The following is a 23,928-nucleotide window of genomic DNA, read 5'->3' on the forward strand; positions in this document are numbered from 1 at the left end:
GGAAATAAACGGGGGATTGTCGCGCAAAGCCGCGGCTCTCTCGCCCCCCGCCCTCCCGCGCACGGACGTCAGGCAACGCGGCAAGCGCGGCCGCGCAACCCCGCCGGTCGACACGGACCGCTGCATAGAATGCCTGCGCCTTTCGGTTTGCTCGCTTCGCGCCGTCACTGCCGGCGCCTTTCAAAACTCAGGAGGTCAAGGTATGGGGATCAGGGACATCATCGGCCACGCGCTGCTGGACAACGACAAGCTTCACTTCGACCCGGCGCCCGACGCCACCGCCGAGGAAGCGTGGCTGGTCACATTGAGTGCACCGCTCAGCGCCTTCAACGGCGACTACGTGAATTCGGTGCCCACGGGCAAGGACGACGACGAACTGCGCGAGGGCATCGCGCAGGTGTGGGGCGTGCACGACCGCGCGAGCTTCGAGGAGAAGGCCCGCTGGCTCGTGCAGGAGGGGCAACGCACGGCCTACGCCTCGGTGTGGCAGGCCATCGCGGCGGTCGACGACGCCGTGCAGACGACCCACCCGCTGTTGCGCGCGCTGGTGGACACGTCCTTCCCCGCCTTCTTCCAGATCAAGGCGCGCAAGAGCCTCGACTACAAGGCGCTGGCGGCGCAGAGCGGCCATTCGTTCTCCGAGGTTTCGCAGCTGGTGACGAACAGCCGGTCCTGGGTGGACGAACTGAGAAAGCACTTCAAGGTTCAACCCGCGCAGATCGCCAGCCTGGTGGCATGGGACGCCGTGCGCCTGGCGAGCCTGTCGCGCTGGGCGGTCCAGTTGGGTTTCATCGAGCGCGCGGAGTTCGCGCGGTTTGCAGGCGGCCTCAAGCCCCAGGTGCAGCAGGCGTACGCCGACTGGGCGCAGGTGAGCGCCGCCTACATCGCGGGCGGCCTGGTCTGGCGGTATTCGGACGAGCGCGAGGAGAACCTGCTGCGCACGAACCGCCTCTTGCTGAGCGACGCACGCAGCCCGTATCGCAGCACGGCGCTTCGCTGACACCTCACGCCCGCGCATCGTGCGCGGCCTGTCGCGGGTGTTCGTGAAGATGCGCTTGCAGCCCTTCTGACAGCTGGCGCGCTCGGGGTGCAGGTGTCGATGGCGCGGAGCCGCGCCCTGAACGCCGACCCGGCCTCGTTCTCGCACACCGGACAGGGTCATCGATCCGGCGTAGCCTGTGCGGCCGCGAAGCGTTCCCATCCACACCTGTTGTTTCATGGAGTTTCAAAGATGATGAATCGAACCGACCCCGTCTGGCTGATCACGGGATGCTCCACCGGCTTCGGCCGCGAACTTGCCAAGCTCGTGCTGGCGCGCGGATGGCGCGCCGTGGTCACCGCGCGCAATCCCGCGCAGGTGGCCGACATTGCCGAGGGCCATGGAGACCGCGCACTGGTGCTGCCGCTGGACGTGACGCAACGCGAGCAGATCGAGCAGGCGGTGGCGCAGGCACGGCAGCATTTCGGGCGCATCGATGTGCTCGTCAACAACGCGGGCTACGGCTACCTGGCCGCCATCGAGGAGGGCGACGACAAGGAAGTGCGCGACATGTTCGAGACCAACGTCTTCGGCCTGATCGACATGACCAAGGCCGTGCTGCCGGTGATGCGCGCGCAGGGCAACGGCCTGGTGGTGAACGTGTCGTCCATCGGCGGGCTCGCGAGCTTTGCGGCCACCGGCTACTACCACGGCACCAAGTACGCGGTGGAAGGCCTCTCGGAATCGCTGGCGGTGGAACTCAAGCCGCTGGGCATCGGCGTACTCATCGTCGAGCCGGGTCCGTTCCGCACGAACTGGGCGGGGCCTTCCATCCAGCAGTCGGCCACGCGCATCGAGGCCTACGACGCCACCGCGGGCGAGCGCCGCAGGCAGACGGCCGCGCGCAGCGGCAACCAGGCCGGCGACCCGGTGCGCGCCGCGCAGGCCATCATCGACGCCGCGCTGTCCGACAAGCCGCCGCTGCGCCTGGTGCTGGGCAAGGCGGCGCTCGACCTGGCGCGCAAGAAGCTCGAGTTCATGCGTGGCGACTTCGATGCGTGGGAGGCCACGACGCTGGGCGCCGATTTCCCGCCGGGCGAAGGCTGAGCCGCTCGGGTCTGCATGCCGCCGGCAGGTGCAGCGCGTGCCAGGCACGGCTGACACGGAAGGACTCTTGCCTTAAAGCACGAACCAGCCCACCGCCACGTAGTGGCTCGCCGTGCCCGCCAGCACGAACAGGTGCCAGGCGCCGTGCGCATGGCGAAAGCCTTGCCGGTTGCGATAGAACACCGTGCCCGCCGTGTACAGCACGCCGCCAACCAGCAGCCACACCAGCCCGGCGGCGTCCAGCCGCGCGGCCAGCGGCACGGCGGCCAGCACGCCGAGCCAGCCCATGCCGATGTAGAGCCACAGCGGCGGCTTCTGCGGCGCATCGCCCCTGGCCGGCCTCAGCTCGCGCCAGATGCCGAACAGCGCCGCGCCCCAGATGATCGCCAGCAGCACGCCACCCCACGCACCGTGCAGCGTGACCAGCGCAAACGGCGTGTAGGTGCCCGCGATCAGCAGGTAGATGGCGCAGTGGTCCGCCCGTTCCCACACGCGCTTCAGGCGCCCGCGCGTGCTGTGGAACAGGGTGGAGGCCGCGTACAGGGCCACGGCGGAGAGCGAGAACACCAGCGCCCCCGCGATGCGCGCGGGGTCGCCGGTGGGCACGGTCTTCAGCAGCAGCGCTGCCGCCGCGGGCAGCGCGAGCAGCAGGCCGAGCAGGTGGCTGTAGCCGTTGAGTCGTTCGCCGGGGTACATGTCGTGTGCTGCCTGCTGCCTGCTGCGTGTGCTTGTGCGTGCGGGGCGTGGCCTCAGCGGCCCGTTTCCTTCAGGTAGGTCTTGCGCGCGGCGAAGGCCGTGTTCGCGAAGTCCGAGAACACGCCGTCGATGCCGGCGCGGAAGTACGCGAGGTACTCGGCCGCCGGGTCGCCCTTGTACACGCCGGCCAGGTACTTGGCTTCGTTGCGGAAGGTGTAGCTGTGCACGAACAGGCCGGCCTTGTGCGCGTCGGCGATCAGGGCGGTGGGCTTCACGCTGTTCACGTCCGCCAGGCCCTTGCCCGCGACGAACGGCACGACGGTGTGGGCCATGACCTGCGGCTTCCACGGGCCGATGCCGTCGGCATAGGTCTTCACCTCGGCCAGGCCCGCGGGCGTGAGCATCTCGCCGAACCACTTCGGGTTGCCGGCCAGCGTCCAGCTGTAGGGGCGGCCGTCGACGAAGGTGTAGACGTCGTTGGTCACGTAGATCATCTCGCCGGTCTGGTAGTTGACGTCGTTGCCGTCCACCAGCTGCACCGCGCGCGCCTTCAGGCCGGCCGAGCGCAGGTACTTCAGGCTCTCGGGCTCGAAGCTCTGCACGAAGATCGGTGCGTCCTTGCGGTTGAGGTCGTTGAAGTTCATGACCTTGAGCAGCGCGTCTTCCAGCGGATGGCTGCCCGCCGGGCCGCAGCCGTTGGCAATGGCTTGCGCGTTGTTCCAGATCGGGTTCTTGGTTTCCGGGTACACGCTGAGCGCGCGGCCGGTGGCGGCGCTCTTGGCCCGGGCGATGTCGATGACCTCCTGGAAGCTCAGGATCGGCAGCTTGCCGTTCAGCTCGGTCGGGCGCTGGTCCCTGGCGTCGTAGGTGGTGCCGCGAATCCACTGGCGCAGCTCGTCCATGGTGAAGTCTGTGATCGACCAGTCGTTGGTGTGGTCCTCGCCGTCGACGATGAGCGACTTGAGCACCGACTTCGGATCGCTGGGGTCCGTCAGGTCGCTCTTGTACTGGGCCGGGCCGTTCTCTGCGATGGCCGGGTACTTCACATTGACCAGCACGCCCGGCACGGTGCGCTTGCGGGCCGCGACGGCGGCGTTGGTCGCGGCCACGTCGGCCACGTTGGTGTTGTCGCTGAGCCAGGGGTTGTGGCGCGCCACCAGCACGCAGTCCTTCGTGAGGTGCAGGTCGGTTTCCAGCGAATCGGCACCGGCGTCGGCCGCGGCTTCGTAGGCGGTCTTCGTTTCCTCGGGATACAGGCCCGGCAGGCCGCGGTGGCCGATGACGAGGGGCACCGAGCCGTCGAGCGTGCCCAGCGGCGCGGGTGCGGGCGCTGGGGGCGCCGGTGCCGGCGCAGGCGCCGGGGCCGGCGGAAGCACCGGAAACACGGCGCCGTTGTCGCTGCCGCCGCCGCAGGCGGCGATCACGAGGCAGCCGCCGATCGAGGCCATGGCCGCAAGGACGGCGCGACCCGGGCGGGGAGCGGGAGCAGGAACGGTCTGTGTCATGGGCGGTCTTCGCGTGTGTGTTGGAAGGAGATCGAAAGCCGCCGGATGCTAGGTTTGGCCCGTGACGCGACGGTGACCGGGTTGTCCGCATGCGCGGGCGCAGGCATCCGCACCGGCACTTGCCGCAGCGCCCTGCGCATCCGCATGTGCCGGACGCGCACCACGAGCGCCACGCGCACCGCAGTGAACTGCGCGCCGAAGCCGGCGCTCAGCGCAGTCCGGGCACCAGCGTCACCAGCAGGCCAACGGCCGCGCAGCCACCGAGCAGCGGCAGCACGCCGACCTTGAACCTGAACAGCGCCACGGTCGCCGCCACGGCGATCACGGCCGAGATGGCGTCGAAGTGCCCGCCGAAGCCCTGGGGCCACAGCACGTGGTAGGCGAAGAACAGCGCCAGGTTCAGGATCACGCCCACCACGGCCGCGGTGATGGCCGAGAGCGGCGCGGTGAACCCGAGCTTGCCGTGCGTGGCCTCGATGAGCGGGCCGCCCGCGAGGATGAAGACGAAGGAGGGCAGGAAGGTGAAGAAGGTCACCACCGTGGCCGCGAGCGCACCCCCCATGAAAGGTGCGCCCGCCCCTGCCACCTGCTGCAGCCAGCCGCCGACGAAGCCGACGAAGGCCACCACCATGATCAGCGGGCCCGGCGTGGTTTCCCCGAGGGCGAGGCCGTCGATCATCTGCCTGCCGTCGAGCCAGTGGTGCTGCTCCACCGCGCCCTGGTACACGTAGGGCAGCACGGCATAGGCGCCGCCGAAGGTTAGCAGCGCCGCCTTGGTGAAGAACGCGCCCATCTGCGCCAGCGTGCCGTGCCAGCCCTGCGTGGCGACGAGGCCGCCCATGGCCAGCGCCCACAGCACCAGGCCGACGGCGAGCACCTTGGCCAGCCGGCCGCGGGTGAAGCGCGCATGCGGCGGCGTGGGCGTGTCGTCGTCGATCAGGGCCGGCCCGTAGCCCGCCTTGGCGCTGCCGTGGCCGCCGCCCAGTGCGAACACGCCCGGCGCCCAGCGTGCGCCGAAGTGGCCGATCAGCCCGGCCGCGATCACGATGGCGGGAAACGGCGTGTCGAACGCGAAGATCGCCAGGAAGGCCGCGCCCGCGATGCCCCACATCCACGGGTTCTTCAGCGCCCGCGTGCCGATGCGGTGCGCCGCGTGCAGCACCAGCGCGGTCACCGCCGGCTTGATGCCGTAGAAGATGCCCGCCACCACGGGCACGTTGCCGTAGGCCATGTAGACCCAGGACAGCGCGATCAGGATGAACAGCGACGGCAGCACGAACAGCGCGCCGGCCACCACGCCGCCCCAGGTGCGGTGCATGAGCCAGCCGATGTAGGTGGCCAGCTGCTGCGCCTCGGGGCCGGGCAGCAGCATGCAGTAGTTGAGCGCATGCAGGAAGCGCTTCTCCGAAATCCAGCGCCGGCGTTCCACCAGCTCGGTGTGCATGATGGCGATCTGCCCCGCCGGGCCGCCGAAGCTGATGAAGCCGAGCTTGAGCCAGAAGCGGAAGGCTTCGCCGAAGGAAACGGGTTGCAGGGGTGCGAGGGGTGCGGGGGATGCGTCGGTGCGTGCGGTGTCCACGGAAAGCTCCGGTCGGGTTGCCAGCACTTGGACGGGACACCGTCTGACTTTGCAGACCGGGAGGCTGAGGCCCCGGGGAGGCGGATCGTAGCAGGGCCGGACCGCCTTTTGCCCTGCCGGCTAGCGCGCGGGCCGCGTGCCCACCAGCACCGGCTGGAAGAATGCGCCGTCGATGCGCCGCACGTTCTCCAGCCCCGCGTCGCGAGGTTTTCGGTGACGAAGAAGAAGCCCAGCTCGCAGTGCGCGCCCCGGCCTTCGTCGTCGAAAGCGGTCAGCGGTCATGCGGTCATGCGGTCATTGTGCGGGGGTGCCGCGCAATGCAGTTTCGTACACGGCGAGGTCGCTGGGCGAGAAGCAGCAGAACACGACCTCCCGGACCGAGGTCGCGTCCTGCTCCGCGGCGCGCACCGTGTCCACCGCGACGCTCGCCGCCAGCGCGACGGGATAGCCGTAGATGCCCGTGCTGATGCTCGGAAACGCGATGCTGCGTGCCCCTTGCCCCGCCGCCAGCGCCATCGCACGCCGGTAGCACGACGCAAGCAGTCCGGGTTCGCCCGAAGCACCGCCGCGCCACACGGGGCCGACCGTGTGAACGATGAACTTTGCGGGAAGCCGATAGCCCTGGGTCAGCTTGGCATTGCCGGTCTTGCAGCCGCCGAGCAAGCGGCATTCGTGCACCAGGTCCGGCCCTGCGGCGCGGTGGATGGCGCCGTCCACGCCGCCCCCGCCCAGCAACGAGGAGTTGGCGGCGTTGACGATGATGTCGACCTGCAGGGTCGTGATGTCGGCGCGGATGGCGCGCAGCTGCTGCATGGGGTCCTCCGGTTCCTGTGGGTCCGGCATGGTACGGCGGGCCGACGCTGCCGTGCGTCACACGCCCCGACAATGCCTGCGCACCATGCCCAAACACCTCGCCACCGCCGCCGCCCTGACCCTGTCGCTTGCCGCCTCGGCCTTCTTCTTCTGGGCCTGGTACGACCGTTACCTGAGCCGGGACTTCAACGACCTGGGCCGGCACTACGACGCCGACACGCAGACCGTCTACACCACCAGCGGTTTCGTCTGGGCGTTGCCGGCCTTCGGCTGCCTGTTGCTGGCCGCCTGGGTTCTGGTCCGCGCGCTGAAGCGGGCACGCGCGCGCCGGGCGACCGCCTCGCGCGGCGGCTGACCGCTTCAATCTCGCGCGGGCAAACCCGCTTCCGGGTTCCGGCCCGCATCCGTAGGCTTGCCCCGCCGGGCGCGACGCGGTGTCTGCCCGCGGCCATGGCGTCGATCTTGCATGCGGCGGACTGTTCTCAACCCGAGGGAGAGTCGATGAAAAGCTTCTTGCCGTGGCACCGCGCCGGCCTGTTCCTGTTGGCGCTGGCAAGCGCCGTCGCCGCGCAGGCCCAGGTGCTGCAGCTCAAGTGGGCGCATGTCTACGAGCCCACGAGCATCTTCCACCAGCAGGCCGAAATGGCGGCGCGCAAGATCGCCGAGCAGTCCGAAGGCAAGATCTTGGTCGAGGTCATGCCCTCCTCGAAGCTGGGCCAGGAGTCCGACTTTCCGCTGATGCTGGCCAACGACTCGGTGCAGATCGCCTACGTCGGGCAGGCCACGCTGGCCGAGGGCTATGCGCCGCTGAACCTGGCGAGCTACCCCTTCGCGTTCAAGGACCTCGACCATGTGCGCAAGTACCTGGCCAGCCCGCTGCTGGCGGAGCTGATGAAGGGCTACAACGAGAAGAGCGGCAACCGCATGGTGGCCGCCGTGTACTACGGCGCGCGCCAGGTCACGTCCGCCAGGCCGCTGGCCAGGCCCGACGACTTCCGCGACCTGAAGCTGTACGTGCCCGACGCTGCGGCCTACCAGCTGTTCGCCACCGCGCTCGACGCCAGGCCGGTGACGCTGCCCTTCATGAGCCTGTACGGCGCGCTGAAGAAGAACGAAGTCGAGGCGCAGGACAACCCGCTGGGCATCGTCAGGTCGAAGAAGCTCTACGAGGTGCAGAAGTACGTGATGCTGACGGCGCACGTCTACGACACGCTGGGCATCGTGATCGGCAAGGCCGCCTGGGCCCGGCTGGCGCCGCCGCAGCAGGCGATGCTCGAGAAGGTGCTCGCCGACACCGCCCGATGGACCAACGTCGGCGTGATTGCCGGCGAGCTGGAAGACGAGCAGTTCCTGCGCGGCAAGGGCATGACGGTGTCGACGGTCAACCGGCAGCTGTTCCAGGAGCGCATCGTCAAGCGCTCCACGCCCGAGCAGCTGGGCGCGCGGCCGGGCGACTATGCCCGGCTGCAGGCGCTGGCCTCCGGCGCCCACTGACGTGACGCGGCGCGGGCCTGGCTGCTGTCAGGCGGGCCCGAAAGCGCTTCGCAGCCCGTGCGACAGGTCGGCAACGAGCGCCTCGCGCTGCGGTGACGGCCGCCAGAAGATGCGGCCGGCGACCGAGCCCGTGCCTGTTTCCCAGTCGGGATGGTTGCGCGCCGGCTGCGCGGCCCGCACGGCGGCGGCCGCGGCCTGGGTCTGCGCGTCGCCGCCGGCGGGCGCGTCCGCGCCGATGCGCTGCGTGGCCGCATGGCCGCGCTGCTCCAGCGCCTGCGCAAGCTGAAGCTGCCACGCGACCAGCGCGAACAGCACGCCGTCTTCCACCGTGAGCTCGTGCATGTCGCGCAGCTTGTTGGCAATCTTGCGCCCGAGCGGGCCCCAGCCCTGCGACACCGCGCCGCCGATGGCGCCGCCCAGTGCCGCGCCGGCGCCCAGCGAGATGCCGGCCACGGCCAGGTCGGCCACCACCCCCACCGCCGCGCCGATGGCCGCGCCCTTGCCCAGGCGCAGGCCCGCGTCCTTCATGGCTTCGGGGCTGAAGAAGTCGAGCGTCCAGCGGCCTTCGACCAGGGGCAGCGGCGCCTCGTCGGCGTCGCCTTGGCGGAAGCCGTAGAGCGCGAGCAGGTCGTCGGTGCAACGCTGGGCCTTGTCGAACACCGCTTTCTGCAGGGCGGCCACGAGGGCCTGCCGGCGTGCCGTGTCGGCGAATTCGGTGGCCGACACGGTACGGCGCACCGCCGCGGCATCGACCAGCAGTTCGGCGATGCGCGTGCAGGCCGACTGCCGGCGCCGGGCCGCCTCGGCGTTCAGCGCATCGACCACGCCGCGCAGCACCTCGCGGCGCTCGCGCAGCAGCGTGGCCAGGTCGTTGTACAGGTCCTGCTCGGCGCCGACGAAGGGGGCTGCCGCGTCGAAGCGCACCTGCACGTGCAGGCCGTAGGCCGACAGCAGCGCCTTCCACGCCGGCTCGCGGCTGGCGGCGTCGCGCACGAAGTTCAGCACCGGCAGCACGGGGCGTGCGCAGGAATTGAGCAACTCGATCTCGTCGCGGAACTTGGGCAGCACCGGCTCGCGCACATCGATGACCAGAAAGGCAGCGTCGATGTCGAGCATGGTGCGCAGCACCTTGGCCTCCTGCTCGAACACGCCGTGGGCCTCGGGGCCTTGCAGGAACTGGCGGATGCGCTCGGGCGGCGTGGCCTGCGTGCCCTGCAGGTGGAAACCGGCGAGGTGCTCGCGCAGTGCAACGGCGTCTTCGAGGCCGGGCGTGTCGAAGAAGCGCACGGCGGCCGCGCCGTCCACCTCGAGGTCGACCGATTCGACATGGCGCGTGGTGCCGGGGCGGTCCGACACTTCGCCGAAGTTCACGCGCCGCGTGAGCGTGCGCAGCAGCGAGGTCTTGCCCGCGTTGGTGTGGCCGACGACGGCGATGCGGATGGGCGGCTGTGTCATGGCGCGGTGGCGATCGCGGCGGCGGTCGGGCGCAGGGCGGTGGCCAGGCTGTCGCCGGCCGCGATGCGTTGCAGGCCGGTGCCTTGCAGCCAATCGAGCCAGCGCTGCGTGGCGCCGGCGTTGGGTGCATCGGCCAGCCAGAGGCGGCATTCGCCGCAATGCGCCAGCACTTCGCGCAGGAAGCGCTCGGTGCCGCGGTCGGGGCTCGACGCGGCGTGGCACACCAGCAGCACGGTGCGCGGACGCACGCGGGCCAACTGGTCGAGCAGGGCGCGGCGTGACGGCGCACTGCCGTCGATGCGCTGCACCTGCGCGGCCTCAGTGGCGGGCAGGGCCGACGGCGGCCAGGGCGTATCAGGTGGCAGCTCGAAGCCGACCACGAAGAGCAGGTCCTGCAGTTGCGAATCGGACAGGCCCGCGGGCGTGGCACCCTGCGTACGGCCGGGGTCGGCGTCGACGATGGCCGCCGGTGCCATCGCGGCGAAGCGGGCGAGCAGTTGGCGGTAGTAGGGCTCGCGCCAGTCGGGCTGCAGCGCCTTGCGGCGGCTGCGCCACATGGCGGCGCTCCACAGCATGAGGGCCACGCGCGGCAGCAGGCCGTAGACCACGATGCACCCCGTGAGCCACAGCGCCCAGTTGCTTTGGCCTCCCGCGTGGGTTGCGCCGGGGGCGGCGGCCAGGATGGTGGCGGCGTCGGGCACCGGGAATCCGAGCTTCGAGGGCGCCCAGCCCAGCACCTGCACGGCCTGCACGAAGAATGCGGGATCGAGGATCGTCGTCTCCCAGCTCAGCGTGTAGCTGCGAAAGGCGAGCGCGAACAGCATCGCGGCCAGCACCACCGCGAACGACAGCGACCAGATGCCGTGGCTCACCAGGCCGAAAGCCCATGGCAGCAGCCTGGCGCGGGACAGCAGCCCGGTGGCGGCGCGCACCAGCAGCGGCGCCTGTCCGCGTTTGCCGCCCGCCACCCGCGCGGTCAGCGACAGCCAGATCCACCCGAGCGACGCGCTGCCCAATAAGCCCGCCGGCAGCCACAGGCCGGCCAGCCAGGCCAGCAGCGTGAGGGCATGCAGGCCCAGCAGGCTGACCAGCGCGACGATCACGTTGATATGGCGCTCGCCGCCGCCAACGACGTTGCCCGCAAGGCTGAGGCCTGCAAGCACGATGAGCGCGACCATGCCCAGCAACACCCACGGCGCCCAGAGGCGGGCGCGGGTCAGTTCGGGTTGGAGGCCGAGGCGTTCGCCGAGGCGAAGCGCACGCTCGGTGATTTGCGCGTGGCTGCCGGTAGCGTGCGAAGCCGCAGCGCGCATGGCTTGCGCGTCGTCCAGCGGGCCGTTCTGCTCGGCCCATCGAATGGCCTCGGTGATCACCGCATCGGAAAAAGCAGATTCGCGCAACGCGGTGTCGGTCAACAGGGGCCCTTCGCTGAGGAGGCCCCGCGCAGGGTCAGGGCGCGCAAATTATGCCCGCCGCACCGTGCGCCCCCATGAGAAACGGGGCCGCAAGCGGCCCCGTTTCCCAGGGTGCAAAGAGTCGGTGGCGTGTGCCAGGTCTCAGCGAAGGCCGAAGAACGAAAGAACGGCAACCACGACCACGACCAGACCGACGATGTAGATGATGGAATTCACGCGAGGGCTCCTGTGTGTTGATATGCATACAGCTTCGTTGTGCAGGGGCTTCCTGACTGTCGGCAAGGGGCGGCGTGTGGTGTAGGACTCGCGAAGCGCATTGCCATGACATTTCCCCGGTTTGTTGGTTTTTCTCGGGGGCGTGCACCAGATGTGACCATTGTTTGCAATAGACCGCGTGCATCCACGCAAGACTCTGGCCCTTCCAGCAAAGGCACGGCCATGCGACCCACCGAGCACCCCCCTGTTTCCGGCCCCCGACCAGGGCATCCCGCCCACCCCGGCGCACGTTCGCCGCGCGCAGCTGGTGCCGCCCCGACGCGCGTCAATGCGCACCTGCTTCCCACGCTTTTCGACCGCCTGCGCGACGAGGCGCCCAGCCGCACCTCGGAGCTGCCCTCGGACTACACCGTCACGCCCGCGCAGATGCGCGACATCGTGCAGCGCGACCTGGCCTTCCTGCTCAACACCACCAATGCCGAAGACCTGATCGACCGCGAGCGCCATGCCGAAGCGGCCGCGTCGACCCTCAACTTCGGCGTGCCGCCGCTGGCGGGCAGCTACCTGTCGCAGCGCAAGTGGGCGGACATCGAACGCATCATCCGCCGCGCCGTGCATGACTACGAGCCGCGCCTGATTCCCGAGACGGTGTCGGTGGTGCCGCTCATGAAGGAAGGCGGCGGCGCGGCCGAGGAATACAACGTGTTGCTGTTCGAGATCCGCGCCATGATCCATCTGCGGCCCTACCCGCTGGAGTTCATGGTGCAGAGCGCGGTCGATCTCGAAACCAACCGCATGAGCGTGCTGCGCGTCGCGCGCTGACGCGTTTCCTTCTTCTTCACTTCAGGGACCCGGATGCCATGGACCCCCAACTCCTCGACTACTACAACAAAGAACTGGTCTACATGCGCGAGGCGGCCGGCGAGTTCGCTCAGTCGCACCCCAAGATCGCCCGGCGCCTGGGCATGCACGGCATCGAGGTGGCCGACCCCTACGTGGAGCGGCTGATCGAGTCTTTCAGTTTCCTTTCGGCGCGCATGCAGATCAAGCTGGACGCCGAGTTTCCGCGGTTCACACAGCGCCTGCTCGAGGTGCTGTACCCCAACTACCTGAGCCCCACGCCGTCGATGGCTGTGGCGCAGCTGCATCCCAGCGTGAAGGAGGGCGACTTCACGCGCGGCTTCGTGGTGCCGCGCGGCACGGCCTTCCATGCGCGGGTGCCCACCGGCGAGGAAACGCCGTGCGAGTTCCGCTCCAGCCAGGACGTGACGCTGTGGCCCTTCGAGATCGTCGACGCCAGGCTGACGGGCGCGCCGCCCGACATTCCCGCGCTGGAGCGCTACCTGCCGCCGCACGTGCAGGTGACGGGCGCGCTGCGCCTTCGATTGCGCATCGTGGGCGAAATGAACTTCAGCGCGCTGGTGGGGCTCGACCGGCTGCCCATCTACCTGCGCGGCAACGAGCAGGTGGCTTCGCACCTGTTCGAGCTGCTGCACACCTCGGCCGTGGCCACCTTCGTCGGCGAGCCAGGCAAGCTGGCAGACCGGCCGCACGTGGTGACCGAAGGCGCGCTGGTGCACGAAGGACTGGCGCCCGGCGAGGGCTTGCTGCCGCTGGAATGGAACACCTTTCACGGCCACAACCTGCTGCACGAATACTTCGCATGCCCCGAGCGCTTCTATTTCTTCACGCTGACGCAGCTGGCACCCGGCCTGGCGCGCACACACGGCAAGGAAGTCGAGATCGTGGTGCTGCTGAGCAAGCCGCCGGGTGCGTTGGGCGCATTGGTCGACGCGGGCCAGTTCGCGCTGTTCAGCACGCCGGTGGTCAACCTGTTCGAGCGGCGCACCGACCGCATCGAACTCGACGAGGCGCAACCCGAGTTCCACCTGGTGCCCGACCGTTCGCGCCCGCTCGACTTCGAGGTCTATTCGGTGCAGCGCATCGCGGGGCAGCAGGCGCAGACCACGGCCGAGCTGGAGTTTCGCCCGCTCTACCAGACGCTCAATGAAGACGAGGGCAACCACGGGCGCTACTTCTCGGTGCGCCGCGAGCAGAGGCTCGCGTCCGACACCGCGCGCAAGTACGGCACGCGCACGCCGTACATCGGCACCGAGGTGTTCCTGTCACTGGTCGACCAGCACGAGGCGCCTTACCCCGGCAGCCTGCGCTACCTGTCGGTGAAGGCGATGCTCACGAACCGCGACCTGCCGTGCCTGGTGCCGCGCAACGGGCATTCAGACCTGGCGGTGGCCGACTCCGTGCCGGTCTCGGCCGTGGGCCTCATTCGCCCGCCGAGCACGCCCAAGTCGCCGTTCGCACAGCGCGAAATCGCCTGGCGCCTGATTCGCCAGCTGGGCTTCAACCACCTGCCGCTGGCCGACATGCCGCACCGCGAGGGCGCCCAGGCGCTGCGCGGCATGCTGCGGCTGTTCGTCACCGCCGACAACGACGTGCTGGGCCGCCAGATCGACAGCCTCGTCGGCTCGCGCATCGAACCGGTGACGCGGCGCCTGCCGGGCGCGGGGCCGCTGATCTACGGGCGCGGCGTGCAATGCACGCTGAGCGTCGACGAAGAAGGCTTTTCGGGCACCAGCCCCTACCTGCTGGGCCTGGTGCTGGAGCACTACCTCGCGCGGCACGTGAGCATCAACGTGTTCACGCAGACGGTGCTCGAGTCGATGCAGCGCGGCACGGTGGCGAAGTGGCCGGTGCGCATGGGCGGGCGGGGCATCGTCTGACGGCGGGCTGTGCGCTTCAGCGCTTCTTGACGGGCCCCAGCGCCTGCTCGATCAGCCAGCGCATGGCCGCGCGAACCTCCTTCGCGTCGCCGCCCGCATCGATTTCCAGCGCGGCGCGGTCGAACGCCGCCGACAGCAACTGCGACAGCGCATCGACGCAGACTTCGCCGCGCCCCATGCCGGCGCGTTTCAGGCCTTCGCGCAGCGAGTGCGCCGCGTTGGCGTCGTCCATGGCCATCACTTCCGCCATGCCCAAGACGGCGGGGCCGTCGACCAGCAGCAGCCGGGTGCGGCCCGGCACGGTCATGGCGTTCAGGTAGGCCTCGCTGCCTTCCAGCAAGGCCTTGCGCGGCTCCAACTGCGCGGGCGCCGCGGCCTCGATGTCGGCCGCGACCGCCATGGCTTCGCGCACCAGCACCTGCCGGAACAGGTCGCGCTTGTCCGCGAAGTGGTGGTAGAGCGCGCCTCGGGTGATGCCCGCGGCCACGGCAATTTCGGGTGTGGATGTGTCGCTGTAGCCCTTGCTGACGAACAGGACGCGGGCGGCCTCGAGCAAGGCCAGCCGGGTGGTTTCGGTGCGTTCGCGGTTGGTGGCCATGCGCGGTAATTTACATGCAGGCTGTCTGTAGGTTAGTATTTAAATGCATGCAGTCTGTATGTTTTATGGAAAGGTACGACCCATGAAAGTCACGAGCTACTACCCCGTCGTCATGACCGAAGACGTGGCGGGCACCGCCGGCTTCTACCGTTCGCATCTCGGATTCACGCCGCTGTTCACGAGCGACTGGTATGTGCATCTGCAGCTGGCGGACGATCCGTCGGTCAACCTCGCCGTGCTCGACGGTCGCCACGAGACCATTCCCGCCGTCGCGCGCGGGCAGGTGGCGGGCGGGCTTCTGTTGAACTTCGAGGTGGACGACCCCGACGCGGTGCACGAGCGCTTCAAGGCGGCCGGCCTGCCGATCCTGCTGCCCCTGCGCGACGAGGCCTTCGGCCAGCGGCACTTCATCACGCGCGACCCGAACGGCGTGCTGATCGACATCATCAAGCCGATCCCGCCGAGCGCGGAGTTCGCGGCGCAGTACGAGCCCGGCGCGCTGCCGACCTGACGCAGGGCTCAGGCCCGCAGCGCCTCTCCCTCGCCCAGGTCTTCGCCCAGGAACCCGCCGCTCTGGTGCGCCCACAGCCGCGCGTACAGCCCGCCCTGTGCCATCAGCGTGCGGTGGTCGCCTTCTTCCACCACGCGGCCTTCGTCGAGCACGATGAGCCGGTCCATCGCCGCGATGGTCGACAGCCGGTGCGCAATGGCGATCACGGTCTTGCCTTCCATCAGCGTGTACAGGCTCTGCTGGATGGCCGCCTCGACCTCGGAGTCGAGCGCGCTGGTGGCTTCGTCGAGCAGCAGGATCGGCGCGTCCTTCAGCATCACGCGCGCAATGGCCACGCGCTGGCGCTGGCCGCCCGACAGCTTCACGCCGCGTTCGCCCACATGCGCCTCGTAGCCGCGCCGTCCGCTCGCGTCGCCCAGCGTCTGGATGAAGTCGTGCGCCTCGGCGCGCCGGGCCGCTGCCTCGATCTGCGCCTGCGTGGCGTCGGGCCGGCCGTAGGCCACGTTGTCGGACACCGAGCGGTGCATGAGCGAGGTGTCCTGCGTGACCATGCCGATGTGGCTGCGCAGCGAGTCCTGCGTGACGTGCGCGATGTCCTGCCCGTCGATCAGGATGCGGCCGCTCTCCAGGTCATGAAAGCGCAGCAGCAGGTTCACCAGCGTCGACTTGCCCGCGCCCGAGCGGCCGACCAGGCCGATCTTCTCGCCGGGCTTCACCGTGAGGTTCAGGTCCTCGATGACGCGGCGCCCCGCGTCCCCGTAGCGGAAGCTCGCGTGGTCGAAACGCACCTCGCCGCGCGGCACCTCGAGCACCTTGGCGTCGGCCGCGTCGAGCACGGTGCGCGGGCGCGACAGCGTCTTCATGCCGTCCTGCACCGTGCCGATGTTCTCGAACAGGCTGGTCATTTCCCACATGATCCAGTGCGACATGCCCTGCAGCCGCAGCGCCATCGCGGTGGCCGCGGCCACCGCGCCCACGCCGACCGCGCCCTGCGACCACAGCCACAGCGCCATGCCCGCCATGCCGGCCGTGAGGCCCATGCTCAGCGTGTGGTTGACGATTTCGAAGGCGCTCACCAGGCGCATCTGGCCGTAGCCCGTGTGCATGAATTCGCGCATGGCGTCGCGTGCGAAGCCGGCCTCGCGCTGCGTGTGCGAGAACAGCTTGACGGTGGCGATGTTGGTGTAGGCGTCGGTCACGCGCCCGGTCATCAGCGAGCGCGCGTCGGCCTGGGCCTTGCCGACCTTGCCCAGGCGCGGCACGAAGTACACCAGCGCGGCGATGTACAGCGCCAGCCAGATCACGAAGGGCCACACCAGCTGCGCGTCGAGCACGCCCACCAGGATGATCATGGTGGCCACGTACACGCCCATGGCCACCAGCACGTCGGCCAGCACGAACACCGTGTCGCGCACCGCGAGTGCCGTCTGCATCACCTTGGCGGTGATGCGGCCGGCGAACTCGTCCTGGTAGAAGGACATGCTCTGGCCGAGCATCAGCCGGTGGAAGTTCCAGCGCAGGCGCATCGGCAGGTTCACCGCGAGCGTCTGGTGCTTCACGATGGTCTGCAGCGCCACCACGCCGATGCTGATCACCAGGAACGCGGCCAGCCACAGCAAGGTGTCGCCGCGTTCGGCCCACAGGCGCGACGGCACCTGGCCGCCGAGCCAGTCGACCACGCGCCCGAGGATGGCGAACAGCGCCGCTTCGAAGATCGACATGACGGCGGTGAGCGCCGCCATTGCCGCGATCTTGCCGCGCACGCCGTGCGTGCAGGCCCACAGGAAGGCCAGGAAGCCCTGCGGCGGGAGGGTGGGTTCGGCGGCGGGGTAGGGGTGAAGTAGTTTTTCGAAGAAGCGGAACAAGTAGACGGTCTCCCAGAGAGCTCAGGACTTTAGCCGTGGCGGCATGACCTTGCCCCGGAAAGGTGCGTTTTGCGTCTACCGACCTCCCGCTTCGGGCCGAAGGCAGCGTTGGGCCTCCTCGGGCCGGCCGGCGCCCAGCGCGGCGGCGCGCTCGGCACGCAGGCAGGCCATCAGCGTGTCGTCCTTGCGCGACCAGAGGCCCTTGTCCTGGCAGCGCATGGCGCGGGTGGCCAGCAGGGCGACCGCATCGCTGTCGCCGACCTGCAACCAGTTGGACTCGTGCACGAACTCCTCGGCGCTCTCGCAGCTGTCGCGCGTCACGGCGCCGGTGAACTCGTACGCCAGCACCGGTTCGGGCGTGGCGGGAGGCGCGCCCACGCCGACCTTGCCGTTGCTGTTGCCCGCGGCCAGGTCTGTAGGCGCATGGTTGGCCAGCATGCGGTTCATCACGCCAGACAGCACGGCGGTTGCCAGCAGCAGCACGAAAAAACCGCCCAACAGCGTGCGCAGGGTCTTGCCGCGCGTGCCGAAATAGCGTTGCCTTCGCTCGATCTGGCGTGCCCACCGGGGCGCGAGCTTTGCATGCAACGCCAGCCACGCCGGCAGATGGGCGTGGCCCTGCGCGCCGAGGTGCAACGCAAACCAGTCCGGAAAGTCGCGCGCCATGTCGGCGAGGGGCTCCGCAAAGCGGCGCGTCTGCTCAGGCCCGGGCGAGGCCACGCGCGTGGCGGTGGCCAGCGCCTCCTGCTGCAGGGCGACGGCTGCCGGCGCCTGTGCGTGCCACTGCAGGCCCTGGTTGACCACGCGTGAAATCCAGTGCGCGGCCGCAGGGCTGGCGACCGGTCGGGCGTTGCGATCGGTCCAATGGAAGCGCAGGGCCGCAGCGTCGAACAGCACGGCCCGGCCGGCCGGGCTGGCGTGCAGCAGATCGGCGATGCGGGCCTCGAGCTGCGCGTGGCTGTCGAGGTGCAGCAGCCGCGGGTCGCCCAGCGCCGCTTCGAACACCGCCGTGACGGCGTCGGGTGGCGCGGCGCGCAACTGCTCCGTCCAGTCGCGCAGGGCCTGGTGTGCTTCGTTGGGGCTTGGCGCGATGGTCGCGGGTGCTGCCGGTGCCGCTGGCGCCGCGGGGGGGCGGACGGACGGTGACGTGAATGGCGACGGACCGTCCATGCGATGCGGGGCTGCCGGCGGCGCATCGGGCAGTCCATGCTCTGGGGTGTCGGGCCCGTGAGGATCGCGCTGGCCGTCTTCCGGCTCTTCTTCCTGCTCGTCCTGCTCGTCCTCCTCGTCCTCCTCGTCCTCCTCGTCCTCCTCGTCCTCCGGTTCATCCTCCCGCGCGGCCCAGGCCAGCGCCTGTTCATAGGCCTGGCGCAGACGCTCGAAGGCCTCGCGCTCGCCGGCCTGGTCGATGGCCTTCAGCGCCACGGCATAGGCGCGCTTGATGGTCTTGACGTCGCGGGTCGGCGCGATGCCGAGGCGCTCGAAAGCGGCGGTCACCGTGCTCAAAACACGAAGTCCGGATCGAAGTGGCTGTCGCGCTCGAAAAAGCCCACGGCCTTGCGCAGCCGCTCGCGCGCCGGACGAATCTGCCGCTCGTCCTGCGATTCGAGCGAGAGTTCGAAGCGGGATATTTCGTCGCCCAGCCGTTCGCGGGCATCGCTGCGCAACTGCTGGAACACGCGCTCGGCCTGTGCCACCAGCGCGCGGTTCTCGGCCTTGTCGCGCGGGTGGATCTTGAGCTCGGCCAGCTGCCCGAGGCGCGCGGCGATCTCCAGTTCGCTCAGCACGCCGCTGTTGCCCTGGATCACCAGCCGGTGCACTTCGCGCGTGGCCACGACGGTCGCCTCGACCTCCAGCAGACCGTTCACGTCGTAGGTGAAGCGCACCTCGACGCTGGCTTCGGCGCGCGGGCCGGGGGGCAGCGGCACTTCGAGCACGCCGAGCTTGATGTTGTCGCGCACCAGCCGCGCCTCGCCCTGGAAGATCTCCAGGGCGAGAACACGCTGGCCTTCGCGCACCGGAACGTAGCGCTTGACGCGGCTGGCCGGCACCACGGTATTGCGCTCGATGATGGGCGAGAAATAGCCGTCGACCTCACCGCCGCCGGGCATGCGGTGCACGGTCTCGACGCCCAGCGTGTAGGGGCAGACGTCGGTCATCACCACTTCCTTGAGCGCTTCGTCGCGCGCCTTCAGGCCGGCCATCACGGCGGCGCCTAGCGCCACCACCTCGTCGGGGTTGATGTCCATCGCGGGAAAGCGGCCGAACATGCGCGTGACCATCTGCCGCACCACAGGCGAGCGGGTCGCGCCGCCGGCCAGCACCACGTTGTCGATGTCGCCCGCGCGAATGCTGGCGTCGCGCAGCGCGCGCTCGACCGGCCCGCGCAGCCGGGCCAGCAGCGGCTCGCTGATGGCGCGAAAGCGCTCCTGCGTCAGCGCCAGCGTGTGCTCGCGGTCCTGCCAGTGGAGCGTGAGGGTGGCGCTCTCGCTGTCCGACAGGGCCCGCTTGGCCTGCTCGGCGCGTGCTACCAGTTGCTGCATGAATCCGCCGTCGGCGCGCGCGGCCTCGGGCAGGCCGGTCTCGGCAAAGAACAGCTGGACGATCTCGTTGACGAAGTCTTCGCCGCCCAGAAAGTTGTCGCCCGCCGTGGCGCGCACCTCCATCACGCCCTCGAACATCTCGAGGATCGAGACGTCGAAGGTGCCGCCGCCCAGGTCGAACACCAGGAACTGGGTCGCGTCTTCGTCCTGGTGCAGCCCGTAGGCCAGTGCGGCGGCCGTGGGCTCGTTGACCAGGCGCTCCACCTGCAGTCCTGCGAGCTGGCCCGCGATGCGCGTGGCCTTGCGCTGGCCGTCGGAGAAGTAGGCGGGCACGGTGATCACCGCTTCGCTCACGGGCTCGCCCAGCATGGCCTCGGCGTCGGCCTTCAGAGAGCGCAGCACCAGCGACGACAGTTCCTCGGCGCGAAAGCTGCGCGCGCCGAGCTGAAAGCCCTTGTCGCTGCCCATGTAGCGCTTGAACAGCGAGGCCGTCACCGCGGGGTGCGTCTGCAGCCGGTCGCGCGCGGCCTGCCCGACCAGCACGCTGCCGTCTTCGTCGATGCTCACGCACGACGGCGTGAGGTAGGCGCCCAGCGCGTTCACCACCAGGTGAGGGCGGCCGTCCTTCCAGACGGCGGCCAGGCTGTGGGTGGTGCCCAGGTCGATACCGATGATCATCAAGCAGGTCCTCGCGTGTGTGCTTCAGGGTGGCGGCAGCTCGCCATGATGCCGCACCCGCGTGGCACCCCGGGGCGGCGCGCTCGGGCTTCGTTCATGGGGCACCTTCAGCCGCTCGCTCAGAAAGTCGATGAAGGTGCGCAGCTTGGGCGACATGTACTGCCGGCTCGTGTACACCGCGAACAAGGTGACCGGCGTCGACTCGAACTCCGGCAGCAGTCGCAGCAACCGGCCCCGCGCGATGTCCTCGTCGATCAGCCACAGCGGCATGAAGGCGATGCCCATGTCCGCGTGCACCGCATGCAGCGTGAGCGTGGTGTCGTCGGAGCGCATGGCCGGCGCCAGCCGCAGCGGAAACATGCGCCCGCCCGGGCCCTTCAGCGCCAGGTTCTCCAGGTTCACGTAGCTTGGCACGATGGCGCCCAGCTTCGCCAGGTCGGCAGGCAGGGCGGGCGGGCCGCCCATGCGCTCGATGTAGGCCGGCGTGCCCGCCAGGTAGAACGGCACGCGGCACAGCGGCCGGGCGATCAGCGCGGGCGAGGGTTCCTGCGTGGCGCGCAGCGCCAGGTCGTAGCCGTCGGCCGCGAGGTCGACCTTGCGGTTCTCCAGGTGCATGTCGACCAGCACCTCGGGGTACTTTTCTCGGTAGTCGGCCAGCACGCGCGCAAAGCGCGGCGTGGCGCACCACACGGGCGCGCTCACCTTGAGCTGGCCGCGCGGCGTGTCGTGCGTCTGGCCGATGGCGGCCTCGGCCGCATCGAGCAGGTCGAGCGCGCGGCGGCTCTGCTCATACCAGGCGGTGCCGGCCTCGGTCAGGCTCTGGTGGCGGCTGGAGCGGTGCAGCAGCCGCGCGCCGAGCGACTTCTCGAGCTGCGCCACGTGCTTGCTGGCCATCGGCGGCGACATGCCCAGGCGCTCGGCCGCGGCCACGAAGCTGCCGGCCTCGACGACTTCGCGGAACACCCGCAGGCTGGTCATTCGGTCCATGTGAACATCCTTCAAGGTTTCCTGCAAAGAACTGATTCGATGCATCGTAGCTTGTCGATTTCCTTGGAGGAAATGTCTACAGTCGATGCAACGCTTTCAAGGAGCATCGACTTGACCCCCGACAACACGAACGCATCGCGACTGCCCACGTACTTCATTTCGCACGGCGGCGGCCCCTGGCCCTGGATGAAGAAGGAAATGGGCGCCACCTACGACCAGCTTGCCGCCTCGCTGGCCGACATGCCGCGCCAGATCGGCCGCACGCCCGGCGCCATCCTGATGGTGTCGGCCCACTGGGAGGCGCCGGCCTTCGCGGTGCAGGGCAACCCCCGGCCGCCCATGATGTACGACTACGGCGGCTTTCCCGCGCACACCTACGAAGTACGCTACGACTCGCCCGGCTCGCCCGAACTCGCGCAGCGCGTGCACTCGCTCATTGCCGCGGCCGGCCTGCCGGTGCAGATCGACCCCGAGCGTGGCTACGACCACGGCATGTTCTCGCCGATGGCCGCCATCTACCCCAAGGCCGAGGTACCGGTGGTGCAGCTGTCGCTGCGCCGCGGGCTCGACCCGGCGGAGCACCTGGCGCTGGGCCGCGCGATCGCGCCGCTGCGCGATGAAAACGTGCTGATCGTCGGCAGCGGCCTGAGCTATCACAACCTGCGCAACTTCGGCCCGCAGGCGCACGGCGTGTCGAAGGCCTTCGACGACTGGCTCGACGCCGCGGTGGTCAAGGGTTCGACGGCCGAGCGCAGCGCGCAGCTGCTCGACTGGGCGTCGGCCCCGGCGGCGCGCATGGCGCATCCGCGCGAAGAGCACCTGATCCCGCTGATGGTGGCTGTCGGCGCGGCCGAGGCCGAGGCCGGCGAGCGCATCTACCACGAGGACGCCTTCATGGGCGGCCTCGTCGTCTCCAGCTTCCGCTTCGGCGCGGCAGCCGCGTAAGAACGCGAAGAAAAACGCGCGGCCCGTTCAGTCCCCGAACAGGTTGCGCTGGATCTGGTCCAGGTGCTGGACCAGCACGCGCTGCGCACCGGCTTCGTCGCGGTCGCGCAGCGCCTCGACCAGCGCGCGGTGCTGCTGCTCGTACTGCGCGCGCCGCGGCCCGGTGAGCGACTTGGCCTTGAGCCGCCCCCACTCGCCCTGGTCGCGCACGCGCTGCGTCAGTTCCAGGATGTGCACGAAAAAGCCGTTGTGCGTGGCCACCGCCAGCGCCTTGTGCAACTCGCCGTCCCAGTGCTCGAAGCCCTCGATGGTCTGGGCCGCCTCCGATTGCTCGATGCAGTGCTGCATCGCCGCGAAGTCGGCCGCCGTGGCGTTGCGCGTGATCAGCGACGGCATCAACGGCTCGATCAGCCGGCGCGCCACCATCAACTCGGCCGGGCTCACGTTGCCGTGCAGCGAGGGCACCGACAGCGGCGCCGTTGCCGGCGTGGCGGCGGGCGCGGCGGTTGCCGCCACGAAGGTGCCGCTGCCGACCGATTGCGTGATCAGCCCACGTTCGCGAAACCCTGACAGCACGCGCCGCACAGCGCCGCGCGAGGCGCCGAAACGCTCGCTCAGCTCGCGCTCGGCGGGCAGCTTCACGCCCGCCTGCAGCGTGCCGCTCGCGATGCCTTCGCGCAGGTAGCGCGACAGCGCCTTCGCCCCTTCGGCCTTGGGCTGCAGGGCGGACGCTCCGGGCGCTGCCGTCATGGCCTCGTGCTCGCTCATTCGCTGCTCCCGGCAGATGTTGTTAGTAGTACCAATTGGTCCTTAAATTTGAGGAATTGGTATTGATGATGGTTCATTTTGGTTCTACATTGCGCTTCCCGCAACTGTCCTATTCTGCCGTCGCGACGACGCCTCCATTCCCATGAAATTCGCATCCGTTTCCCTGGCCGATCGCGCCGTTCCCGTGCTCGTCGATACGCAGGCGCAGCGCTTCTGGCCGCTCGCCGACCTGGTGCCTGGCTTCGCCGGCGACCTCGTCGAACTGATCGAACGCTTCGGCGAGCTGAAGAACCAATTGGTCGCCAAGGGCGAGGGCCAGCCGCTCGCCGGTGCCAGGCTGCTGGCGCCCATTGCGCACCCGCGCCGCAACATCTTCTGCGTGGGCAAGAACTACGCGGAGCACGCGGCCGAGTTCAGCAAGTCGGGTTTCGACAGCAGTGCCAAGGAGGGCGAGCACGCGCCCGAGGCGCCGGTGGTCTTCACCAAGCCCTTCACCTCGGTGATCGGCCCCGGCGACACCATTCCGCCGCACAAGGACGTGGTGAAGCAGCTCGACTACGAGGCCGAGCTCACGGTCGTCATCGGCAAGGGCGGCCGCGGCATCCGCAAGGCCGACGCGCTGGACCACGTGTTCGGCTACACCATCGTCAACGACGTCACCGCACGCGACCTGCAGAAGCTGCACCGCCAGTGGTTCCTGGGCAAGGCGCTCGACGGCTTCTGCCCGATGGGCCCGTACCTGGTGACGGCCGACGAACTCGACGCGGCCAACCTCGACGTGAAGTGCTGGATCAACGGCGAGCTGCGGCAGAACGCCAACACCGCGCAGCTGATCTTCGACATTCCCACGCTCATCGAGACCCTCTCGGCCGGCATCGCGCTGATGCCCGGCGACCTGATCGCGACCGGCACGCCGGCCGGCGTGGGCATCGGCTTCACCCCGCCGAAGTTCCTGCAGACCCACGACACCGTGCGCATCGAGATCCAGCACATCGGCGTGCTGGAAAACACGGTCGGCTGAACGCCCCTGCAA

General features: G+C 69.4%; 21 protein-coding genes. 9 read left to right on the forward strand and 12 right to left on the reverse strand.

Annotated features, from left to right (window positions below; translation table 11 throughout):
• The first annotated feature begins 202 nt into the window (after positions 1-202).
• Together AC1DJH_RS14980 and AC1DJH_RS14985 are read left to right on the forward strand one after the other, a co-directional pair.
• Positions 203-1,000 (forward strand): DUF1266 domain-containing protein, encoded by a 798-nt coding sequence (locus AC1DJH_RS14980; protein WP_472115686.1) that lies wholly within the window; start codon positions 203-205, stop codon positions 998-1,000.
• A gap of 231 nt (positions 1,001-1,231) precedes the next feature.
• Entirely contained in the window at positions 1,232-2,086 is an 855-nt protein-coding gene (locus tag AC1DJH_RS14985) for an oxidoreductase (RefSeq protein WP_472115683.1), read from the forward strand.
• A 72-nt stretch (positions 2,087-2,158) separates the two neighbouring features.
• On the opposite strand, the gene trhA is transcribed toward AC1DJH_RS14985, so the two are convergent.
• The 4 genes from trhA to AC1DJH_RS15005 form a co-directional block, all read right to left on the reverse strand.
• Positions 2,159-2,782, reverse strand: a complete 624-nt coding sequence (trhA, locus tag AC1DJH_RS14990) for a PAQR family membrane homeostasis protein TrhA (RefSeq protein ID WP_478186159.1) — start codon at positions 2,780-2,782, stop codon at positions 2,159-2,161.
• A gap of 53 nt (positions 2,783-2,835) precedes the next feature.
• A complete protein-coding gene (locus AC1DJH_RS14995) occupies positions 2,836-4,287 on the reverse strand; it encodes a glycerophosphodiester phosphodiesterase family protein (protein WP_478186160.1) in 1,452 nt (483 codons plus the stop codon).
• 208 nt (positions 4,288-4,495) lie between these two features.
• Complete coding sequence (gene chrA / locus AC1DJH_RS15000) at positions 4,496-5,866, reverse strand: chromate efflux transporter (protein WP_478186161.1); 1,371 nt, start codon at positions 5,864-5,866, stop codon at positions 4,496-4,498.
• 294 nt (positions 5,867-6,160) lie between these two features.
• Positions 6,161-6,679, reverse strand: coding sequence for an O-acetyl-ADP-ribose deacetylase (locus tag AC1DJH_RS15005; protein ID WP_478186162.1), 519 nt, complete (start codon positions 6,677-6,679; stop codon positions 6,161-6,163).
• An 85-nt stretch (positions 6,680-6,764) separates the two neighbouring features.
• On the opposite strand from AC1DJH_RS15005, the gene AC1DJH_RS15010 reads away from it, so the two are divergent.
• Positions 6,765-7,034: a hypothetical protein gene (locus AC1DJH_RS15010; protein ID WP_478186163.1), complete on the forward strand. Its 270-nt coding sequence runs from the start codon at positions 6,765-6,767 to the stop codon at positions 7,032-7,034.
• 146 nt (positions 7,035-7,180) lie between these two features.
• Positions 7,181-8,173 (forward strand): sialic acid TRAP transporter substrate-binding protein SiaP, encoded by a 993-nt coding sequence (locus AC1DJH_RS15015; protein ID WP_478186164.1) that lies wholly within the window; start codon positions 7,181-7,183, stop codon positions 8,171-8,173.
• A 27-nt stretch (positions 8,174-8,200) separates the two neighbouring features.
• Here the strand turns inward: AC1DJH_RS15015 and AC1DJH_RS15020 are convergent, their stop codons facing one another.
• Entirely contained in the window at positions 8,201-9,628 is a 1,428-nt protein-coding gene (locus tag AC1DJH_RS15020) for a GTPase/DUF3482 domain-containing protein (protein ID WP_478186165.1), read from the reverse strand.
• On the reverse strand, positions 9,625-11,043 hold the full coding sequence (locus AC1DJH_RS15025; RefSeq protein WP_478186166.1) for a DUF2868 domain-containing protein: 1,419 nt from the start codon (positions 11,041-11,043) through the stop codon (positions 9,625-9,627). Before AC1DJH_RS15025 ends, AC1DJH_RS15020 begins: the two co-directional genes overlap by 4 nt.
• A 438-nt stretch (positions 11,044-11,481) precedes the next feature.
• Here AC1DJH_RS15025 and tssE point away from each other — a divergent pair, with 438 nt between their 5' ends.
• Together tssE and tssF are read left to right on the forward strand one after the other, a co-directional pair.
• Positions 11,482-12,081, forward strand: a complete 600-nt coding sequence (tssE, locus tag AC1DJH_RS15030; protein ID WP_478186167.1) for a type VI secretion system baseplate subunit TssE — start codon at positions 11,482-11,484, stop codon at positions 12,079-12,081.
• 38 nt (positions 12,082-12,119) lie between these two features.
• Positions 12,120-14,000, forward strand: a complete 1,881-nt coding sequence (gene tssF, locus AC1DJH_RS15035; protein WP_478186168.1) for a type VI secretion system baseplate subunit TssF — start codon at positions 12,120-12,122, stop codon at positions 13,998-14,000.
• A 16-nt stretch (positions 14,001-14,016) separates the two neighbouring features.
• Here the strand turns inward: tssF and AC1DJH_RS15040 are convergent, their stop codons facing one another.
• Entirely contained in the window at positions 14,017-14,598 is a 582-nt protein-coding gene (locus AC1DJH_RS15040; RefSeq protein ID WP_472115652.1) for a TetR/AcrR family transcriptional regulator, read from the reverse strand.
• 82 nt (positions 14,599-14,680) lie between these two features.
• Between AC1DJH_RS15040 and AC1DJH_RS15045 the strand changes: the two genes are divergently transcribed.
• On the forward strand, positions 14,681-15,109 hold the full coding sequence (locus AC1DJH_RS15045; RefSeq protein WP_478186169.1) for a VOC family protein: 429 nt from the start codon (positions 14,681-14,683) through the stop codon (positions 15,107-15,109).
• Positions 15,110-15,117: 8 nt separating this feature from the next.
• Here the strand turns inward: AC1DJH_RS15045 and AC1DJH_RS15050 are convergent, their stop codons facing one another.
• The 4 genes from AC1DJH_RS15050 to AC1DJH_RS15065 form a co-directional block, all read right to left on the reverse strand.
• A complete protein-coding gene (locus AC1DJH_RS15050) occupies positions 15,118-16,974 on the reverse strand; it encodes an ABC transporter ATP-binding protein (protein WP_478186170.1) in 1,857 nt (618 codons plus the stop codon).
• 75 nt (positions 16,975-17,049) lie between these two features.
• The gene (locus tag AC1DJH_RS15055; protein WP_478186171.1) at positions 17,050-18,480 is read right to left on the reverse strand and encodes a J domain-containing protein; all 1,431 of its coding nucleotides are present in this window, start codon (positions 18,478-18,480) and stop codon (positions 17,050-17,052) included.
• Entirely contained in the window at positions 18,477-20,195 is a 1,719-nt protein-coding gene (locus tag AC1DJH_RS15060) for an Hsp70 family protein (RefSeq protein ID WP_478186172.1), read from the reverse strand. The genes AC1DJH_RS15055 and AC1DJH_RS15060 overlap by 4 nt, the downstream gene beginning before the upstream one ends.
• A 24-nt stretch (positions 20,196-20,219) precedes the next feature.
• Positions 20,220-21,182, reverse strand: a complete 963-nt coding sequence (locus AC1DJH_RS15065; RefSeq protein WP_478186173.1) for a LysR family transcriptional regulator — start codon at positions 21,180-21,182, stop codon at positions 20,220-20,222.
• Between the two features lie 111 nt (positions 21,183-21,293).
• Between AC1DJH_RS15065 and AC1DJH_RS15070 the strand changes: the two genes are divergently transcribed.
• On the forward strand, positions 21,294-22,127 hold the full coding sequence (locus AC1DJH_RS15070; RefSeq protein WP_478186174.1) for a DODA-type extradiol aromatic ring-opening family dioxygenase: 834 nt from the start codon (positions 21,294-21,296) through the stop codon (positions 22,125-22,127).
• A 27-nt stretch (positions 22,128-22,154) separates the two neighbouring features.
• Here the strand turns inward: AC1DJH_RS15070 and AC1DJH_RS15075 are convergent, their stop codons facing one another.
• Positions 22,155-22,895 (reverse strand): FadR/GntR family transcriptional regulator, encoded by a 741-nt coding sequence (locus AC1DJH_RS15075; RefSeq protein ID WP_478186175.1) that lies wholly within the window; start codon positions 22,893-22,895, stop codon positions 22,155-22,157.
• A 142-nt stretch (positions 22,896-23,037) separates the two neighbouring features.
• On the opposite strand from AC1DJH_RS15075, the gene AC1DJH_RS15080 reads away from it, so the two are divergent.
• Entirely contained in the window at positions 23,038-23,916 is an 879-nt protein-coding gene (locus AC1DJH_RS15080) for a fumarylacetoacetate hydrolase family protein (protein WP_478186176.1), read from the forward strand.
• Positions 23,917-23,928 lie beyond the last annotated feature (12 nt).

This window comes from Variovorax sp. 10N412, from assembly GCF_056394985.1.

Excerpts from the sequence above, each read along its gene's own strand:
- AC1DJH_RS15075 (WP_478186175.1), bottom strand. The coding sequence starts at position 22,895 with ATGAGCGAGCACGAGGCCATGACGGCAGCGCCCGGAGCGTCCGCCCTG.
- AC1DJH_RS15005 (WP_478186162.1), bottom strand. The coding sequence starts at position 6,679 with ATGCAGCAGCTGCGCGCCATCCGCGCCGACATCACGACCCTGCAGGTC.
- AC1DJH_RS15045 (WP_478186169.1), top strand. The coding sequence starts at position 14,681 with ATGAAAGTCACGAGCTACTACCCCGTCGTCATGACCGAAGACGTGGCG.
- trhA (WP_478186159.1), bottom strand. The coding sequence starts at position 2,782 with ATGTACCCCGGCGAACGACTCAACGGCTACAGCCACCTGCTCGGCCTG.
- AC1DJH_RS15060 (WP_478186172.1), bottom strand. The coding sequence starts at position 20,195 with ATGATCATCGGTATCGACCTGGGCACCACCCACAGCCTGGCCGCCGTC.
- tssF (WP_478186168.1), top strand. The coding sequence starts at position 12,120 with ATGGACCCCCAACTCCTCGACTACTACAACAAAGAACTGGTCTACATG.
- AC1DJH_RS15065 (WP_478186173.1), bottom strand. The coding sequence starts at position 21,182 with ATGGACCGAATGACCAGCCTGCGGGTGTTCCGCGAAGTCGTCGAGGCC.
- AC1DJH_RS15010 (WP_478186163.1), top strand. The coding sequence starts at position 6,765 with ATGCCCAAACACCTCGCCACCGCCGCCGCCCTGACCCTGTCGCTTGCC.
- AC1DJH_RS14995 (WP_478186160.1), bottom strand. The coding sequence starts at position 4,287 with ATGACACAGACCGTTCCTGCTCCCGCTCCCCGCCCGGGTCGCGCCGTC.
- AC1DJH_RS14985 (WP_472115683.1), top strand. The coding sequence starts at position 1,232 with ATGATGAATCGAACCGACCCCGTCTGGCTGATCACGGGATGCTCCACC.
- AC1DJH_RS15020 (WP_478186165.1), bottom strand. The coding sequence starts at position 9,628 with ATGACACAGCCGCCCATCCGCATCGCCGTCGTCGGCCACACCAACGCG.
- AC1DJH_RS14980 (WP_472115686.1), top strand. The coding sequence starts at position 203 with ATGGGGATCAGGGACATCATCGGCCACGCGCTGCTGGACAACGACAAG.
- AC1DJH_RS15040 (WP_472115652.1), bottom strand. The coding sequence starts at position 14,598 with ATGGCCACCAACCGCGAACGCACCGAAACCACCCGGCTGGCCTTGCTC.
- AC1DJH_RS15015 (WP_478186164.1), top strand. The coding sequence starts at position 7,181 with ATGAAAAGCTTCTTGCCGTGGCACCGCGCCGGCCTGTTCCTGTTGGCG.
- AC1DJH_RS15080 (WP_478186176.1), top strand. The coding sequence starts at position 23,038 with ATGAAATTCGCATCCGTTTCCCTGGCCGATCGCGCCGTTCCCGTGCTC.
- tssE (WP_478186167.1), top strand. The coding sequence starts at position 11,482 with ATGCGACCCACCGAGCACCCCCCTGTTTCCGGCCCCCGACCAGGGCAT.